General features: G+C 47.9%; 18 protein-coding genes and 5 tRNA genes. 19 read left to right on the top strand and 4 right to left on the bottom strand.

Features of this window, described 5'->3' with window-relative positions:
- Positions 1-190: 190 nt before the first annotated feature.
- From AC3WU2_RS21340 to AC3WU2_RS21365, 6 genes are all read left to right on the top strand, one after another.
- Positions 191-358 (top strand): hypothetical protein, encoded by a 168-nt coding sequence (locus AC3WU2_RS21340; protein ID WP_492457057.1) that lies wholly within the window; start codon positions 191-193, stop codon positions 356-358.
- Between the two features lie 392 nt (positions 359-750).
- The gene (locus AC3WU2_RS21345; protein ID WP_492457058.1) at positions 751-1,854 is read left to right on the top strand and encodes a LolA family protein; all 1,104 of its coding nucleotides are present in this window, start codon (positions 751-753) and stop codon (positions 1,852-1,854) included.
- 197 nt (positions 1,855-2,051) lie between these two features.
- Positions 2,052-3,230 carry an alanine racemase gene (gene alr / locus AC3WU2_RS21350; protein ID WP_492457059.1) on the top strand — a complete coding sequence of 393 codons (1,179 nt, stop codon included), beginning with the start codon at positions 2,052-2,054 and terminating at the stop codon, positions 3,228-3,230.
- Positions 3,231-3,469: 239 nt separating this feature from the next.
- Positions 3,470-3,751 (top strand): CopG family ribbon-helix-helix protein, encoded by a 282-nt coding sequence (locus AC3WU2_RS21355; RefSeq protein ID WP_018757642.1) that lies wholly within the window; start codon positions 3,470-3,472, stop codon positions 3,749-3,751.
- 3 nt (positions 3,752-3,754) lie between these two features.
- Positions 3,755-4,105 (top strand): type II toxin-antitoxin system PemK/MazF family toxin, encoded by a 351-nt coding sequence (locus tag AC3WU2_RS21360; protein WP_026263981.1) that lies wholly within the window; start codon positions 3,755-3,757, stop codon positions 4,103-4,105.
- Positions 4,106-4,198: 93 nt separating this feature from the next.
- The gene (locus AC3WU2_RS21365) at positions 4,199-6,403 is read left to right on the top strand and encodes a Tex family protein (protein ID WP_492457060.1); all 2,205 of its coding nucleotides are present in this window, start codon (positions 4,199-4,201) and stop codon (positions 6,401-6,403) included.
- Between the two features lie 180 nt (positions 6,404-6,583).
- On the opposite strand, the gene cmpA is transcribed toward AC3WU2_RS21365, so the two are convergent.
- Complete coding sequence (gene cmpA, locus AC3WU2_RS21370) at positions 6,584-6,718, bottom strand: cortex morphogenetic protein CmpA (RefSeq protein WP_314586665.1); 135 nt, start codon at positions 6,716-6,718, stop codon at positions 6,584-6,586.
- Positions 6,719-6,956: 238 nt separating this feature from the next.
- On the bottom strand, positions 6,957-7,304 hold the full coding sequence (locus AC3WU2_RS21375; protein ID WP_314586663.1) for a hydrolase/acyltransferase: 348 nt from the start codon (positions 7,302-7,304) through the stop codon (positions 6,957-6,959).
- 308 nt (positions 7,305-7,612) lie between these two features.
- Here AC3WU2_RS21375 and AC3WU2_RS21380 point away from each other — a divergent pair, with 308 nt between their 5' ends.
- From AC3WU2_RS21380 to AC3WU2_RS21390, 3 genes are all read left to right on the top strand, one after another.
- Complete coding sequence (locus AC3WU2_RS21380) at positions 7,613-8,089, top strand: SprT family protein (protein WP_492457061.1); 477 nt, start codon at positions 7,613-7,615, stop codon at positions 8,087-8,089.
- A 47-nt stretch (positions 8,090-8,136) separates the two neighbouring features.
- Positions 8,137-8,212 (top strand) — tRNA-Asn (locus tag AC3WU2_RS21385).
- Between the two features lie 9 nt (positions 8,213-8,221).
- Positions 8,222-8,313, top strand: a tRNA-Ser gene (locus tag AC3WU2_RS21390).
- A 133-nt stretch (positions 8,314-8,446) separates the two neighbouring features.
- On the opposite strand, the gene tlp is transcribed toward AC3WU2_RS21390, so the two are convergent.
- Positions 8,447-8,656, bottom strand: coding sequence for a small acid-soluble spore protein Tlp (gene tlp / locus AC3WU2_RS21395; RefSeq protein WP_492457062.1), 210 nt, complete (start codon positions 8,654-8,656; stop codon positions 8,447-8,449).
- Between the two features lie 109 nt (positions 8,657-8,765).
- Between tlp and AC3WU2_RS21400 the strand changes: the two genes are divergently transcribed.
- On the top strand, positions 8,766-9,695 hold the full coding sequence (locus tag AC3WU2_RS21400) for a DNA-3-methyladenine glycosylase family protein (RefSeq protein ID WP_492457063.1): 930 nt from the start codon (positions 8,766-8,768) through the stop codon (positions 9,693-9,695).
- On the opposite strand, the gene corA is transcribed toward AC3WU2_RS21400, so the two are convergent.
- On the bottom strand, positions 9,692-10,621 hold the full coding sequence (gene corA, locus AC3WU2_RS21405; RefSeq protein WP_492457064.1) for a magnesium/cobalt transporter CorA: 930 nt from the start codon (positions 10,619-10,621) through the stop codon (positions 9,692-9,694). The two genes, AC3WU2_RS21400 and corA, sit on opposite strands and share 4 nt — an antisense overlap.
- Before the next feature lie 148 nt (positions 10,622-10,769).
- Between corA and AC3WU2_RS21410 the strand changes: the two genes are divergently transcribed.
- From AC3WU2_RS21410 to AC3WU2_RS21450, 9 genes are all read left to right on the top strand, one after another.
- A tRNA-Glu gene (locus tag AC3WU2_RS21410) sits at positions 10,770-10,844 on the top strand.
- Positions 10,845-10,879: 35 nt separating this feature from the next.
- A tRNA-Lys gene (locus AC3WU2_RS21415) sits at positions 10,880-10,955 on the top strand.
- A 21-nt stretch (positions 10,956-10,976) separates the two neighbouring features.
- Positions 10,977-11,058, top strand: a tRNA-Leu gene (locus AC3WU2_RS21420).
- A 90-nt stretch (positions 11,059-11,148) separates the two neighbouring features.
- Complete coding sequence (locus AC3WU2_RS21425; RefSeq protein WP_492457065.1) at positions 11,149-12,075, top strand: methyl-accepting chemotaxis protein; 927 nt, start codon at positions 11,149-11,151, stop codon at positions 12,073-12,075.
- 197 nt (positions 12,076-12,272) lie between these two features.
- A complete protein-coding gene (locus AC3WU2_RS21430) occupies positions 12,273-13,673 on the top strand; it encodes an alpha-L-fucosidase (RefSeq protein ID WP_492457066.1) in 1,401 nt (466 codons plus the stop codon).
- A 186-nt stretch (positions 13,674-13,859) separates the two neighbouring features.
- Positions 13,860-14,690, top strand: coding sequence for a sugar phosphate isomerase/epimerase family protein (locus tag AC3WU2_RS21435; RefSeq protein ID WP_492457067.1), 831 nt, complete (start codon positions 13,860-13,862; stop codon positions 14,688-14,690).
- Between the two features lie 128 nt (positions 14,691-14,818).
- A complete protein-coding gene (locus AC3WU2_RS21440; protein ID WP_379345018.1) occupies positions 14,819-15,010 on the top strand; it encodes a hypothetical protein in 192 nt (63 codons plus the stop codon).
- Positions 15,011-15,152: 142 nt separating this feature from the next.
- Positions 15,153-16,055, top strand: coding sequence for a helix-turn-helix transcriptional regulator (locus AC3WU2_RS21445; protein ID WP_492457104.1), 903 nt, complete (start codon positions 15,153-15,155; stop codon positions 16,053-16,055).
- 47 nt (positions 16,056-16,102) lie between these two features.
- The gene (locus AC3WU2_RS21450) at positions 16,103-17,101 is read left to right on the top strand and encodes a hypothetical protein (protein WP_492457068.1); all 999 of its coding nucleotides are present in this window, start codon (positions 16,103-16,105) and stop codon (positions 17,099-17,101) included.
- Position 17,102: the final 1 nt, after the last annotated feature.

The raw sequence follows: 17,102 nt of genomic DNA on the forward strand, positions 1-17,102 counted from the left end.
CCCGATCGGCAGCGGAATGAGCTAAATAACTGCACAAATGCAGTTAAATGGCCCGAGCGGCTGCGGAACGAGCGAAATAACTGCACAAATGCAGTTAAATGGCCCGAGCGGCTGCGGAACGAGAGAAATAACTGCACAAATCTAGTTAAATGGCCCGAACGGCTGCGGAAAGAGCGAAATAACTGCGCAAATGCAGTTAAATGGCCCGACTGGCGGCGGAACGAGTGAAATAACTGCACAAATGCAGTTAAATGGCCTGAGCGGCCGCGGAACGAGCGAAATAACTGCACAAATGCAGTTATTAGGCCCGAGCGGCGGTGGAACGAGGTTAAATAACTGCACAAATGCAGTTAAATAGCCCAACTGGCCGCGGAACGAGTTAAATAACTGCACAAATGCAGTTAAATGTCCCGAATGGCGTGAAATAACTGCACAAATGCAGCTAAATAGCCCGACCAGCGGTGGAACGAGCGAAATAACTGCACAAATGGAGCTAAATAGCCCGAGCGGCCGCGGAACGCGTTAAATAACTGCACAAATGCAGTTAAATGGCACTCCATGCTGCGTCCCGTCCGAAATAACTGCTAAAAAACAGTTATTTCCCTCGCCGCCGCCCACACCACCAGCCCAATCCCCCGGACAAGCTCTCCAAAGAGGTTGTCACGCTTGTCATGCTAGTCTGCATAATTGGCCAAGGTCTCTCATAGACATGTATCAATGAATTAACAATTGTGCAGAGGGGATGATTTCATGCGTCGGATCACATGGATAACGGCCATAGTGATGTGTGTAACATTTTTGCTATCAGGGTGTGGGACAAAAGATGCAGCAGCGATTGTCAAGGATTTGGATCATGTGGTCAGCAAACTATCGAGTTATCAAGGATTAGGTACGATGACACTGCATACGGGACAGCAGCCGCAGGAGTATCAGGTTGAAGTGTGGTATCAGAATCCATCGTACTACCGCATTGCGCTCAAAAATGCCAAGAAAGATATTACTCAAATCGTCTTGCGCAACGATGAAGGCGTGTTCGTCTTGACGCCTAGCTTGAACAAGAGCTTCCGCTTCCAGAGCGATTGGCCGGAGAAACAAGGTCAGGTCTACCTTTACCAAACCTTGGTACATAGCATCCTTCAAGACAATACGCGCCAGTTCGCATCGGAGAAAGAATCTTACGTGTTCGATGTGCTAGCGAATTATCAGACGAGTGCACTGGTTCGCCAGAAGATTTGGTTAAATAAAGAGACGTATGCGCCTAAACAAGTTCAAGTGACCGATGCAAATTCGAATGTCGTCGTCGAGGTGAAATTCGACCAATTCGATTTCAATGCGAAATTCGAGAAGGATTCCTTCGAGATGCAGCGCAACATGACAACAGGCATGAACATCGAGGTCTTGCCTACGACGGGTGAAGTAACCGAGAAGGGTGATCCTGCAGCTTCCACGAAGGAAGGAGAACCATCCACGGAGCCGAGCAAGGAGACAACGACTGAACCAACACAAGATTTGGGTCCATTCGGTATGATTGAGCCAGGTTATATTCCAGCAAATGTGACGCTGCAGGATGCCAAAGAAATTTCGGAAGCGCCAGATTATGCCGTGCTTCTCAGATATTCAGGCGATTATAACTTCAGCCTTCGCGAATCTAGACCTCAAGATCGTAAAGTGGCGATTATGGACGGCGAGAGCGTGGACCTTGGTTTCACGATTGGTCATCTGACAGGCACAGAACAGCGCACATTAACTTGGATGACGGATGAAGGTATCGAATACCGTCTCTCCAGTGCAGACCTGCCGCAGCCCGAGATGGTCAGCATTGCAACTTCCTTGATCGACCAATCGGGTAAATAAGAACCTTATAGGATGAAGCTGTGTGAAGGGTAAACCAATGCCCGAAGCACAGCTTTTTCTTTTTGAACCTATTCAATTGGAAAAATATATATTATATCCCATGATTAAGTGCATTGCATTGACAGTTCCAGGCCGTTAGGATTAAATAATGTGTATTAGAATCGGACTTAGTGACGCTTGAAGAGAAGGTGGAGTTATTGAATTCATATTATCGCCCGACACGGGCTGAGATTTCATTAAACGCATTGCAGCATAACATCGAGGCATTCCGCAGCTTGATTCCAGCAGACACGAAGCTTCTCGCTTGTGTCAAAGCGAATGCGTACGGACATGGAGCGGTTGGCGTTTCACGCGAAGCGGAGCGGCTCGGTATCGATTATTTGAGCGTAGCGTTTTTGGATGAAGCCCTTCAACTGCGTGATGCAGGAATACAGACGCCAATACTCGTCCTAGGATATACAGGCCCCGAAGGGGTTGCTGTTGCAAGACAACATGGTGTTACACTAACCGTGTTCAGTGAAGAGGTTGCAGCGGCAATTGCAGCCTTACCTCAAGACCCACAGCAGCTTAAGGTTCACATCAAAGTGGACTCAGGAATGGGCAGACTCGGACTTTTATATGGTAAGGAAGCAGCAGATTTTGTGGAACAGATGCTTGCTTTGCCGCAGGTTGAAGTCGAAGGCATGTACACACATTTCTCCTGTGCAGACGAGGTAGATAAGGAATATACAATGGGGCAGCATCGGCGTTTTCAAGCAACGGTTGATATGTTGCAAGAGCGCGGCATCACGCTTCCCATCATTCATACAGGGAATAGTGCAACAGGGATTGATCTGCCTGAATTGACAGGTAATATGCTGCGTCTAGGAATTAGCTTATACGGACTTTATCCTTCCGAAGAAGTGCTCAAGGAGCGGGTAGAGCTCGAGCCGATAATGACGGTGCGGACGAGACTCACACGAGTGAAACGGCTGCCGAAAGATATCGGGATTAGTTATGGCAAACGATATATCACCGAGCAGGAAGATGAGTGCATCGGAACGTTGCCTGTCGGTTATGCTGACGGATTTTCACGCATGATGAGCGGTAAAGTGGAAGTATTGATCCGAGGTCAACGTGTACCTGTCGTAGGTACGATTTGTATGGATCAATGCATGGTGCAGTTAAGCAATCTGGAAGCTGATGCAGAGGAGATTCAGGCTGGGGAAGAGGTTGTCCTGATCGGCTCACAAGGCGAAGAACAGATTCGTGTTGAAGAAATTGCAGTACATACAGGTACTATCAACTATGAGATCATCTGTATGCTGGCCAATCGTGTACCGCGTATCTATATGCGTGACGGTGTGCCAGTCGAAATTGACAATCGATTGATATAAAAGTGAACTACAGCAATATTTACCAATAATTTCATTGTCGTATTTAAAGGGTTTTCGCATCCTATTCTCGAATAAGTACATGAGTATAGCAGCCGATAACACCCGATTCGCGGGCATATGCTAATCCAGTGATCATACTTGGTATATATCAAGCATATATATTCTTTTGTATAAATTTCCTCGGTTATCGACATACTGGTATTAATTGTTGTTGAAAGTTTGTGGGGGTGCGAGTAAAAGTGTCCAATGTTCAGAACACGAAAAGGATCATGATCAGTCTGCCGGACAATCTGCTGCAAGAAGTGGATGGGATCGTGGCAAAGGAAAATTCCAACCGAAGTGAATTTATTCGGCAAGCAATGAAGTTGTATTTAATGGATCGGAAGAAACGGTATATTCGGGAATCGATGCAACGTGGCTATATGGAGATGGCCAAAATTAATTTGACCATGGCATCGGAAGCATTTTACGCGGAGGAAGATGCGGAGGGCACTCTTGGTCGTCTAGTGAGCGGGGTGTAACCATTGATAGTGAAGCGTGGCGACGTATTTTTTGCGGATCTCTCGCCTGTCGTCGGTTCGGAGCAAGGTGGGGTAAGACCTGTATTGATTATCCAGAATGACATCGGCAATCGCTTCAGCCCAACCGTCATCGTCGCGGCTATTACAGCGCAAATTCAGAAGGCAAAGCTGCCGACGCATGTGGAAATTGATGCAGAGACCCACGGATTTGACAGGGACTCTGTTATTTTGCTCGAACAGATTCGAACCATCGATAAGCAGCGGCTTACCGATAAAATCACTCATCTTGATGAGGAAACGATGCGCAAGGTAGACGATGGTCTCCAGATCAGCATCGGATTAATCGAATTTTGAAGTACTAGACTTGCGAGGGTTCTTCGAGCCCTTGTTTTTTTTTGTCATTTTGAGACAATAGAAGAAGTATGTTAACAAAGTGAGGGATTGTGAATGACGGAACAGACAGCGGTGGCTGGAACAGCAGAAGGAGCAATGAAAGCCGCGGAACTCGAACGTATAATGAAGCAGATGGCGAAGGAGATTGGGCTCGCGCTGAAGCAGGTGCGGACGACCGTCCAATTGCTTGACGAAGGGAATACAATCCCGTTCATAGCACGTTACCGAAAAGAAATGACGGGAGAGCTGGATGAGAATCAGCTTCGCTCCATTGAAGAACGACTGAATTATTTGCGTAACTTAGAAGAGCGGAAGCGTGAAGTGATCCGTATCATTGATGAGCAAGGGAAGTTGACGGAAGAGCTGCAGAAGGCGATTGTAAGCGCAGAGAAGCTGCAAGAGGTTGAAGATTTGTATCGTCCATACCGTCAGAAGCGGAAGACGAGAGCGAGTGTGGCGAAGGAGAAAGGGCTAGAGCCTTTGTCTGCATGGATTTGGGCACAGCCGAAACAAGGGGATGCCCTGCAAGAGGCTGCTGCATACGTAGACGCCGAAAAAGGGGTAGCAAGAGCAGAGGAAGCATTACAAGGCGCAATGGATATCCTGGCAGAAATCATTGCGGATGATGCGAAAATTCGAGCGTGGGTGCGTCAATACACAGTGGATCAAGGACTCCTTCGTTCGGAAACGAAGGATGCGGCGCTGGAATCGGTCTATGAGATGTATTATGCCTATCAGGAACCGATCAAGAAGCTTCCGCCCCACCGTACACTCGCGATTAACCGTGGAGAACGAGAAGATATCCTCAAAGTATCGATTGATGTACAGACAGATCGTATACATCAATATATAGGCAAACAAGTAATTCGAGGTGCCTCCGTCGTTCAAGACATATTGATGGTGGTCATTGAGGATGCTTATAAGCGTCTCATTGCACCTTCGATCGAGCGTGAGGTTCGTAATGAATTAACGGTGAAGGCGGAGGAACAGGCGATTCAGATCTTCGCAGGCAACCTTCGGAATCTGCTCTTACAACCCCCAGTAAAAGGGAAGTGCGTGTTAGGTGTCGATCCGGCATTCCGGACTGGCTGCAAGCTAGCTGTCGTGGATGAGACGGGCAAGCTGCTCGAGGTAGCGGTGACGTACCCTACAGCGCCGAACAATAAAGTAGCTGAAGCCGAGGCCATCTTCAACCGATTGATTAGCAAATATGACATTGAGCTTATTGTCATTGGCAACGGCACGGCATCGCGGGAGACGGAGCAGTTCGTTGTAGATGTGATGAGCAAGAATAAAGGACGCGGATTGCAATATCTGATCGTTAGTGAAGCGGGTGCCAGCGTGTATTCCGCATCGAAGATTGCCCAGGAAGAGTTCCCAGATCTGGATGTCGCTGAGCGCAGCGCCGTATCGATTGCACGCCGGATGCAAGATCCGCTCGCGGAATTGGTGAAGATTGATCCGAAGGCAATTGGGGTTGGACAATATCAGCATGATGTAACGCAGAAACGATTAGAAGAGAGCTTAGGCGCAGTCGTCGAGTCGGCCGTGAACCACGTAGGCGTCGATGTGAATACAGCGTCACCGTCCCTCCTGTCGTACGTGGCAGGCGTGAACAGCACGATTGCGAAGAATATCGTGAAGTATCGCGAAGAGAATGGCAAATTCACCTCACGGAAGCAATTGCAGAAGGTACCACGTCTCGGGGCGAAGACGTATGAGCAGTGTATTGGCTTCATGCGAATTAGTGATGGAGAGAATCCACTCGATCGGACGCCGATTCACCCGGAATCCTACAATGTCGTGGATCAATTGTTCAAAGAGCTGCGTTATGAACTTGATCAAGTGGGCTCGAAGGAACTTGCAGCGGCGCTCTCGACCGTTGATCCCTCGGGTGTAGCGGATCAGCTTGGGGTTGGGGTTCCGACGCTCCGTGATATTCTAGACAGCTTGCAGCGTCCAGGCCGTGATCCACGTGAGGAGCTGCCGCCGCCGATTTTCCGTACGGACGTACTCAAGCTGGAAGATCTAACGCCAGGGATGGAGTTGCACGGAACGGTTCGTAATGTAATCGACTTCGGAGCCTTCGTGGATATTGGAATCAAGAACGACGGGCTTGTCCATATTTCACAGCTCAGCGACAAGTTCGTGAAGCATCCGATGGACGTGGTCTCGGTCGGAGATAATGTGACAGTATGGGTACTTCATGTGGATGAGAAGAAGGGGCGTGTTGGGTTAACGATGCGCAAGCCATCTTAACCATTACAGAGCGCTTATAGCATAAAACAGGGTAGCGGCCCGTGGGACTTCAGTTGATGATGTCCTGGGCGCTACCCTGTTGCATTTTCGAAAATATAAGAATTTATTAGTTTCACGAATAAACTGTTCTTATATGTCTCGCTTAAACGCTTCCCGTCCTTACAAGGACGACGAAGTCGCTTATGCTTGCGTCTCTTCGTGAGTGGACATGGATCTTCGTGAATAGAAGAACCAACAATCATTTAATAACTTGATTTGCCGACGGTCTTTCTTGTGGAAGGCTTTCATGAGTTGATTGCACAGCCATTGCGGCATTGCCCTTCCTCCTCCCAAACCTGGTGTAATATTACCATATGGGCGGAAAGGCGATCCTGTGCACGTCCTGTTGCAGATGACAAGGAATAAAACTTATATGCCTTTGTGGTCCCCGCAAAGCAACTGAATTGACATCACAGCCAAGGCCTCAATTTGTGAGTTGTTTTGTATGTTCCCGGGGTCCCCGCAAAGTACCTGATTCCGCTTCGAAGCCATTGCTCCACTTTGTGGGGTACTTTTATGCTTCCTCTTCGTACCATTGTTCTAATTGCGCTTGCAAGGCGCGGATTTCCGTAAGCAGCGAGATGAGCGGATAGCTCTTCTCTTGAATGGATGCGAAGGATTGCTCCAGACGATTCAAATAATCAAGGCCGCCCTCGATTTTTGAAGTCTCTTGCAGCAGCTCCAGCGAATCGCATTCTGCAATCGCTAATGGAAGAACGGGAACCTCTTCGGCGGTAAGTTTGCTTACTTCTTTGTTCAGGCGTAGATTCAATGCACTAAGTTGATAAGCATAATCGCTAGGCATCTCGATAAATTCAAGGCTGCTCTCATGCTGTAGAATGATGTAACGCATCTTCGACATTTGTAGTAAATCTCCCCTCAATTTACGATCCTAATTGACAGTGTAGCCTAAGTAGGCGTTACAATTCAAGCATTATAGGGAGGGCATGCGGAAGGGAAAAGGACGGTAGAATGACTCGGAAATACAGGCATTTGGATTGACGGCGCTGATCGGTATATCCGCCATTCTTACGTGATAATTGATCCGGCGAGCTGCCATCGCATAGGGGATATCCAGAGAATTCAAAGCAATCACTACTTGACAGTGCAGCCTAAGTAGGCGTTACAATTTAAGAGTTGGCGGACGAGCATTGGAAGGGGAGATGGACAGTGGATGACGCGGAATTACAAGCTTGGATTGAACGCATTTCATTAGAGTTTTTCGGGATCCCATTCCGGCATCGCGCCAGATTCAACCCCAGGCTGCGTTCGACGGGCGGGCGTTATTTTCTGAAGAGCCATGATATTGAGATCAATCCCCATCAACTGGAGGCCCATGGAGTGGATGAGGTTGAAAAGATTATTAAGCATGAATTATGCCACTATCATCTGCATATTCAGAAGCGAGGTTATCAGCATCGAGATGCAGAGTTTAAGACTTTACTCGAGCAGGTTGGCGGGAGTCGATTCTGCAGTCATCTGCCGACGACAATGAAGCCAAAGCGACGTGTTGAGCCCTATCGCTATGAGCTGCGATGTGGACGATGCGGGATGTCGTATAAGCGCAAACGGCGTATGGATCCGCGAAAATATGCTTGTGGAAAGTGTAGAGGGAGGCTTGAACTTTTTTTGCTTGAAGTGACTTGACTTCGCTTACATTTCGTGATAAATTAAATCATGTCACTTTTGAATATTCCCTGATAGCTCAGTTGGTAGAGCACTCGACTGTTAATCGAGTTGTCACAGGTTCGAGTCCTGTTCGGGGAGCCATTCTTATCTGGAGAGATACCCAAGTGGCTATAAGGGGACCCTCTGCTAAGGGGTTAGACTGCGTAAGCGGTGCGAGGGTTCGAATCCCTCTCTCTCCGCCATACATAACAATTAGAAAGAGCCTGTGAAGGCTCTTTTTTTCATTAGAATTGATAAAGTTTCGCTTCCCCGCAAAGTACCTGAATCACCTCGAAGCCAATCCATCACTTTGTGGGGGTATTTTTCATACGCTCATTATTGTTCGTCTTGCAGCTCATCAGCCAGTCCACGGATCGCGGCTTTACGCTTCTCATTTTTATGCTCTAACTGACGGTTCTCCTTGCTGGAAATCTCGTCGGCATGCTCGTCGAGATATTGATTCGTCTCTTCCATGTTCTGTTTGGTGTTCTGAATTGCGTTTTGAATTTTCTCTGCGTTATCAGAACGGTCATCTGGTTTAGCCATGTGGTGTGCCTCCTCGTTGTTTATTGAATCCATCCTATAAGATACCTTGGACGGAGGATTCTCATGCATTGGATTATTATTCTGTAAATTTGAAAGGCGGTTCGTATGAATGGATAGATTGATGTACGAAATGGAACCCCGTGCGCCTTATGATTTTGGCAAAATGATACGTCGTGTGCAAGGTGTGAATCACGAAATGTTCCGCTTCCAGGGTGATCGACTATTGCGAACGATCCGGTTCGATGATCAGGTTCTTGTGCTTGCGGTCGATTCGATTGGAAGTATCGAGAACCCGAAGCTGCAAATTGCGTTGTATGGGGAGGGGCTTAGACATATCAACGATGTGGAGGGGTTCAAGCAATACATTCGTGTTATGTTATCGGCGGATTTGGATATCCAATCTTTCTACGATCAGATGGCAGCGGATGTGCTATATCAACCTTTAGTGGAACGCTTCTACGGCTTACGATTCATTCTTGAAGCAGACTTGTTCGAATGCATGACGAAGACGATTATTGGACAGCAGTTGAATTTGGCGTTCGCATCGACGCTTAATCGGCGACTGATGGAGCTGACAGCGAAACCCGTCATGTGGGAGGGGCTAGAGCTGCCTGTGTTTCCTTCGGCACAAGATGTGGCGCGTCTTGATTACGGTCAGCTTCGCGAATTGCAGTATAGCCAGCGTAAAGCAGAGTACGTTATTGATTTTGCACGATTGGTGGCAGAGGGACAGATTGATTTGAATGGACTCTTCACGAAGACAAATGATGAGATTGTTACGGAGCTTAGTCGTCTGCGCGGGATTGGACGTTGGACCGTTGAATGCTTCCTGATGTTCGGAATGGGGCGGACGGATCTGCTGCCTGCAGCCGACATCGGTCTTCGCAATGGGGTGAAGAAGCTCTACGGGATGGAGGACAAACCGACCGAAGCGGAAGTGCGTCGGATCGGAGCCGCTTGGGCTCCGTGGTCCAGTTATGTCACGTTCTATCTGTGGGAGACGCTCAATGATAAGTTGAAGGAACGGGCCGGCAGTTAGAGCCATTTCTTTCTTTTGAAATAAATATAGAGGCTTCCGGCAATGATCGCCATGATGATGAGAATAATCGGGTAGCTGAGCTTGAACTTCAATTCGGGCATATATTCGAAATTCATGCCGTATAAGCTGGACATGAACATGAGAGGCAGGAAAATGGCGCTGAAAATCGTCAACGTCTTCATGATCTCATTCATCCGGTCAGATTTCATACTCATCTGCATTTCCACCAGGCTGTTAAGCGATTCACGGTAGATATCAATCGAATCAATTGCCCGGGAGATATGGTCGTATATGTCCATATAGTAGGCGTTCGATTCTTCCTTCGTATAAGGGAACTGACGGTGGCTGATCGTGCTGATCAAGGTCTTCTGATCAGCGAGCACTTGGCGGATATGATGGAGCGCGCGCTTTTGTTTGAAGACCTGCTGCGATATACGGACATAGGGGTCCTTGTACACGGCTTCTTCGTAACTCTCCAACTTATTTTCAATGACAGAGATGCTATCTACGAATTGGTCTACGCATCGATCGAGAATGAAGTACAGAATCCGACCGGTATGGTCGATTCGTCCTTCAATTTGTTGAAGCTTCTCGTATAGCTCGTGCAGCAAGGGCAGTGGTGTCTGACAAATGGTAATAATGTAATTCGCACCGATGACAATATCGAGTTCAATCAGCTTGAGTGGGTTCACTAGCGTATAGAATGTGATGAGTACATTATCGCGATATTGATCGATCTTGGGACGTTGGTTCTGTTTGATACAGTCTTCAATCAATAGCGGGTGGCAATTGAACATATTTTGGAGCACATGGTGAATCTCTTCACTCGAAGGTTGAATCATATTAATCCATACGATTTCGTGGTCCTCCGGCATGCGGAGGGGGGCTTTTGAGACTTGGTGTGTTGCTTGATTGTAAATTAGCATGATGCTTGTACACCTCCTGGAATTGGAATAATTATACCATATCGACTGTTCATGAAAAAAAGTTAAAAAAAACACTTGCCATGTCCAAGAATATCTGATAATATAAATTCTGTTGTCACGGAAGATCGTGAACGAAATTAATACGCAAGGCCCGTTGGTCAAGGGGTTAAGACACCTCCCTTTCACGGAGGTAACAGGGGTTCGAATCCCCTACGGGTCACCATTTCTTATACTGAGCTCATCATGTTCAGTCAGTAAGAGCCATTAGCTCAGTTGGTAGAGCACCTGACTTTTAATCAGGGTGTCGAAGGTTCGAGTCCTTCATGGCTCACCAGTTTTATATCCCTCGTAACATGCGGTCGTGGTGGAACGGCAGACACACCATCTTGAGGGGGTGGCGCCCATAGGGTGTGCGGGTTCAAATCCCGCCGACCGCATTACATGAAGCAACCTGGAATTCCTAGAGGATTCCAGGTTTTTTCGTATCAATAGAACGGTTTGATTCGGCACGGAAAGGAAGATGAAGCTTGAGTATAGAGACACGTGTGGTCCATAAAAGTACGCAGGTATTAGATGTCGAAGCGGTGTTGTCAGCATTAGAGCAATCCTTGGCTATGATCGAGTTTAATGTGCAGGGGGAGGTTCTATGGGCGAATCAACATTTTGCTCAGGCGATGGGATATCAGGTTTCGGAGTTACAGGGCATTCATCATCGTCAATTTTGTACACCAAGCTTCGCAAAGAGCGCAGAGTACAATATGCTGTGGGATAATTTACGGCGAGGTAAGAAATTTCAAGAGAAGATCATTCGCGTGGCGAAAGACGGGAGGATTCTTTGTCTCGAAGCTACGTATATGCCGATACATAATGAGAATGCAGAGGTCGTGGCGGTTCTTAAAGTTGCTACAGATATTACAGAACGAGAAGCTGCTGCAGCCAGGGTAACGAGTGAGCTGCATCAAATGGCGGAAGAATTATTGGAACGGACGGAAGAAGGAATTCATCGTAGTAGACAAGTGGTATCGGCCATTTCACGGGTCGTTCGTGAGAATGAGAGCAATTTGGATTTTCTTCGAGACTTGGAGCAGCGGACAGAAGCTGTTGGGGGTATTGTTCGAATGATACATGATTTTGCCTCCCGTACGAACCTTCTTGCTCTGAATGCAGCCATCGAAGCTGCGCATGCCGGTGAACATGGACGTGGCTTCAATGTTGTAGCGACAGAAGTACGGAAGCTTGCGCACCAGGTTCAAGAAGCCGCGAAAGAGATACAGGACACGGTTGAAGGCATTTCCAAGCAAGTCGAGCTGATTGACGTCAGTACGAAAAGCTCCCAAGCGGCCATTCAAGATAGCCGGGAACAAATTCAGTACGCTGTGGATGTCTTTGCAGGGATTGGTGAAGCGACAGGTAAGCTTGAAGTGCAGGCAAAGGCGCTCAGCCAATTGGTATAGTTCTGTTGAAAATAGTTTGGTAGTAGAAAACAGTGAAAGCAGCGATGAGGATCGCTGCTTTTTCTTGTTATATAGGCAAGTGAAAAAGGTTAAACCGGGTTATTCTTGTTTGTTGTTGGTTAACACGTGGGGATCTACAATGGGGGCATGCACAACATTTCAATTCAACTTAAAGCGAAGTTATGGGAGGGTATCAAATGGATGCATTAGAATCAGATCAAAACGTTGTGAACGAATCGGAGGTTGAAGAAGGAGTTCATAACTATAGTGCTGAATCGGAATGGGTGAAGCCGACTGACCCGGTTCTGCTGGAGCGATTGGAATGGTTCAAAGATCAGAAAATTGGCCTGATGATGCACTGGGGTCCTTATTCACAACTCGGATTAGTCGAATCGTGGGCTTTAAGTGATGCAGATGGCGATTGGTCCCGTGGCGGCGTGGACTGGACTGAAGATATGGAGAACTTCAAAAGAGAATATGTTGATTTGAATAAGACCTTCAATCCGATTCGCGTGCAACCGGAGTTATGGGCCGATCTTGCGGCGGAGGGCGGATTCAAATATTTGACCTTCACGACCAAGCATCATGACGGCTTCTGCATGTGGGATACACGGACAACAGATTATCGGATTACCGGATCAGAGACGCCTTTTCATGCGCATCGATATGCGGACTTATGTAAGCACATCTTTGATGCATTCCGCAGCAGAGGTCTCGCGATATCGGCTTATTTCTCCAAAGCCGACTGGAACACACCATATTATTGGGCGCCTGGGATGGAACGCGGGCAGCATATGTGGCGGGGGCCATCCTATGATCCGACCGAGTATCCGTGGCTATGGGAGAAATTCGTGAAGTTCACGCACGACCAAATTGAAGAATTGCTGACGCGTTACGGCCGCATTGATATGTTGTGGCTCGATGCGGGATGGGTTCGCGGTGGAGAGCGGAAGCAGGACATTCGGCTGGATGAAATTGTGGATCGAATGCGCGAGCATCAGCCTTGGTTGTTAGCTGTGGATCGTACCGTTGGAGGGCCGTATGAGAATGTAGTTACGCCAGAGCAGACGATTCCGAAGCGGGCGATGCATATCCCTTGGGAGAGCTGTATTACGTTGGGCACGTCATTTTCATTCAAATATGAGGATACCTACAAATCCGGTCGTGAGATCGTACATCTTCTGCTCGAAATTGTGTCTAAGGGTGGGAATCTAGCATTAAACGTCGGTCCGCAGCCGGATGGCAGACTGCCTGAGGGCGCAATTCGGGGAATGAAGGAATTGGGCGCATGGCTGGCGCAATACGGTGAAGCTGTATATGGCACACGGATTGCGGAGCCTTATTTCCGAGATGGATATGCGTTCACACGGAAGGGCGGCGAGATCTTCTGCTTCAAGCTATACAAGACAGCAGATGCTGCAATGGAACAAGAAATACACATTCCATATGACGAAGCGGTCTTGGACGTACAATGGTTCGATAATAGTGAGGTGTTAGATTACACACATACAGATACAGGGTTAAAAGTTGTGCTGCCAGAACAAGCCGTACAGGGCTCCTGTCCGATTGCCCATGTGATTCGAATCGTGACTGAATAGACGTATTGAACGATTAGATCAAGCCGATGCGCCTTGGGAAGAGGGTGAAATCGGCCTTTTCTTATTAAATATAGAGAATGGGATAGGGGATGTTGAATGAATTTTGATAAATGGAAATATATACTAAAAACTATATACTCCAAATCGATATTTCATTTCATTGCGGTATAAGGAGGGAATGTAATCATGCAAACAGTACAACCTGCATCGTGGCGACTAGGCACGTATTGGTCGGACCGAGAGTCCCATTCGCTGACAGCGCTGAAAGAAACGGGATTCGATTGCATTGAACTGAATTTGGATAATTATCAATCGTTATCGGAGACGCTGAAGCAAGAAAATTATGATCGTTACAATCAAGCGGTATTGGCGGCGAAGGAAGTAGGCCTTGAAATTTGGTCGGTCCATTTGCCGTTCGGCGATCTATGGGACATCTCACTCACCGATGAGGTTGCCCGCGCGGCGATCGTCGAAGCGAATGTGCAAGTTATGGATTGGGCACAGGGCTGGGGAGCGAACTGCGTCGTCATTCATCCCAGCTTCGAGCCGATCAGTGATGAAGAGCATGCAGGCCGTCTAGAGGCTGCGAGTGACTCCATTCGCATCTTGAGTGGGAAGGCGGCAGAACGGAGGTTATGTCTTGCAGTGGAGGATCTTCCGCGCTCCTGCTTAGGGAAGCATGCAGAGGAGATTCTGGCTTTGATCGCAGATGCGTCAGAAGCCGTCGTATGCTGCGACACGAATCATCTACTAGGCGAAACTCCAGAATATTTTATTCGAACAGTCGGATCTCGTATTCAGACGCTGCATGTATCAGACTATGATGGCATCGATGAGAAGCACTGGATTCCAGGTCGAGGTATTGTCAATTGGGCGGAAGTGCTGCAAGCACTCGTGGATATCGGGTATGAAGGCCCCTTTATGTTCGAAGCTGAATACCAAGATCCGAAGGATGTCGTTGCTAGCTTCCATGCGATTGTAGCGGCCTATGAAGCACTCGTGAAATCATTTCGATGACAGAACATCCCCTTAAGCCCATTTCGAGGGGCTTTTTTTCATGTTCTCCAATTCGTGGTGTGCTACGACATCATATGTCGTAGGAGTTATTTTATAATGGAAAAAAATAGAAAAGGGGCCTAATAGCCATGTCAAAACCAAAAAGAGGACGCTCCTTGTGGAGACTCCCATCCCGCAGTCGAGGTACTTGTCCGGTCTGCAGCAGCACAAGAATTAAATTGCTCTATCCACGTACGAAGTCGGATGGTACAGCCGTGACCGTCTGTAAGAAGTGCTCCAAAGCAGAACAGAGCAGAGTGGATTCCGCCGTGTTAATTTAATGCGTGCAGATAAGTGAGGCCCGTCCCGAAGGGGACGGGCTTTTCGATTGATTCGGGCTTGCCAAGCAAGATATCCGAGTGATGTAATAGAGTTATCTTTGTTTTTGACAACAAAAGGAAGGAAGGGGAAATCTTGAGCCATATGCATCGCATTCACTGGTTCGATCAACGGATTCGTGAGGGGAAGTATCCGAACAGCGGTCATATCGCTGAACAATTCGAGATCTCTCGGCGACAGGCCCAGCGTGATATTGAATATATGGCAGCGTCCCTGCGAGCTCCACTACTCTATATCGCACGGCATCGAGGTTACAGCTATGAGGATAAGACGTATGTGCTGCCGCACCTCTATATGACGGAAGAAGAGCAGAAGGTGCTGAAATATCTGGCTTACCGCTATCGGCAATATGATTATGATAATGGGGAGACGGTGCAGCGCATCGCCCATGTGCTCGATCGGTTTACGGATAACGAAGCCTACGACATGAATAACCGATTGCCGCAGTTTGAGTTGAATCCCCGAATAATTCAGCATTTTGAAAAGTTGTCACAGGCGATCAAAGATGCTGTGAAGGTGGATGTGACTTATTTAGACGATGCAGGCAGTTCGCAACATGCTCGTATGTACCCGCTGAAATTTATCTCTCGCTTTAACGCGGATTATGTTGTTGTCTATTGTGAAACGGCGCGTTCACAGCGCACGATTCGGCTCGATCAATTGCTGCAAATCCAGGTGCTGAAGGAGCGATTCGAACTTAGCTCGACTTTGGATATGGATGGCGTTGGAGGACATCAAGCTCTGCGTCGCAAACCCTTTGTCGCCCGCGTCATTCTTACTCGCCCACATCTAGGTGATTCTTGGCACGGTTACCGCATTGTCGCCCAAGATGAGGCAGCGATGGATGTGGAGTTCCATGATATTGACGCATTCCTGCAGCATTTATTGACATCACCATGGGAGTCGCTGCGATCTCCGAAATGGCTGCGACAGAAACTGTTAGCCCGATGTCAAGATACAGTCGATCGATTAAGACGTGATGAGTGAATCGTGTGCGATGATTTCATGAATAAACGGAAAGGAGATTAACCGGTGTGTCTAACGTCTTTTTACATAATATCTGTCTACAACGTGAATCGAAATCCTATATCGATAGTCTATATGCGATCTTAACTGCGGCGGGGCTGTTTCAAGGTCCCAAATATATGCTCTCTGGACTAACCGGAATGGCTTTCAAAATGTCAGTCCATGAGCATCTTCTTCCTCTCTCGGTATCTGCCTATGGGCAGTGGGGTAATGAGCATAAACCGGCGGTTACAAATCTTGGTCTCTTGTCGGAGACCGATGCAGGACGAACGAGGCATCCTACTTTTCGATGGTATCAAGAGCAAGCTGTGATCGCCGTCAAACAAAGTCTAGATCGTGGGGTAGGCGCCATCTATTGGATTCCCGAGTTCGGGGTGATTCAGGGGTATGATGATGCGGATCAGGTGTTTTTTGTCCAGGATGGATGGAACGCGGAGAGTCAGGTCGTATTGTATGATAATTTTGGGCTGAACTTCACACCGTTCTGGTACTATGAAACTTTCGGGGATCGGGTAGCGATTGCGCTTCAGGATATGGTTCTTGAATCACTGCGGCTTGCGATCCAGGATTGGCATACGCCTTATAAAACATTGCCGAACACCGACATCGCTTCAGGTAAGCTTGCCTACACCTTTCTTCGGGAGGGGCTGCATGGCGGAGCGTATGATGCAGGCGGTGCGGTCTATATTTTGGATGCTTATGCGGTCTCAAGAACGGAAATTCGAGATTATCTGAGAGATGTCCAAGGGATGTGGCCCGAGCTGCTGGGAGCGCAGAATTGTTACGAGGAGATTGTGAAGATGCTTCCGAACATGATGTGTTGTATGCAGGAGAATCAAGGCGTACGTCAGATTGATTCGGATCGAATCGCGGTGCTCGTCGCTGAATTTGGGGTGGCGGAGGTGCTAGAAGATCAGGCGATTCGCCTTTTCCAAGTGATTAGTGATCGGTATCCTGATCTGAAGAGGACCACGCTTCCCAGATGGGGAGCCCATTCGCCACGTTGAA

The sequence above is a fragment of the Paenibacillus sp. EB106-05-06-XG162 genome, from assembly GCF_058791655.1.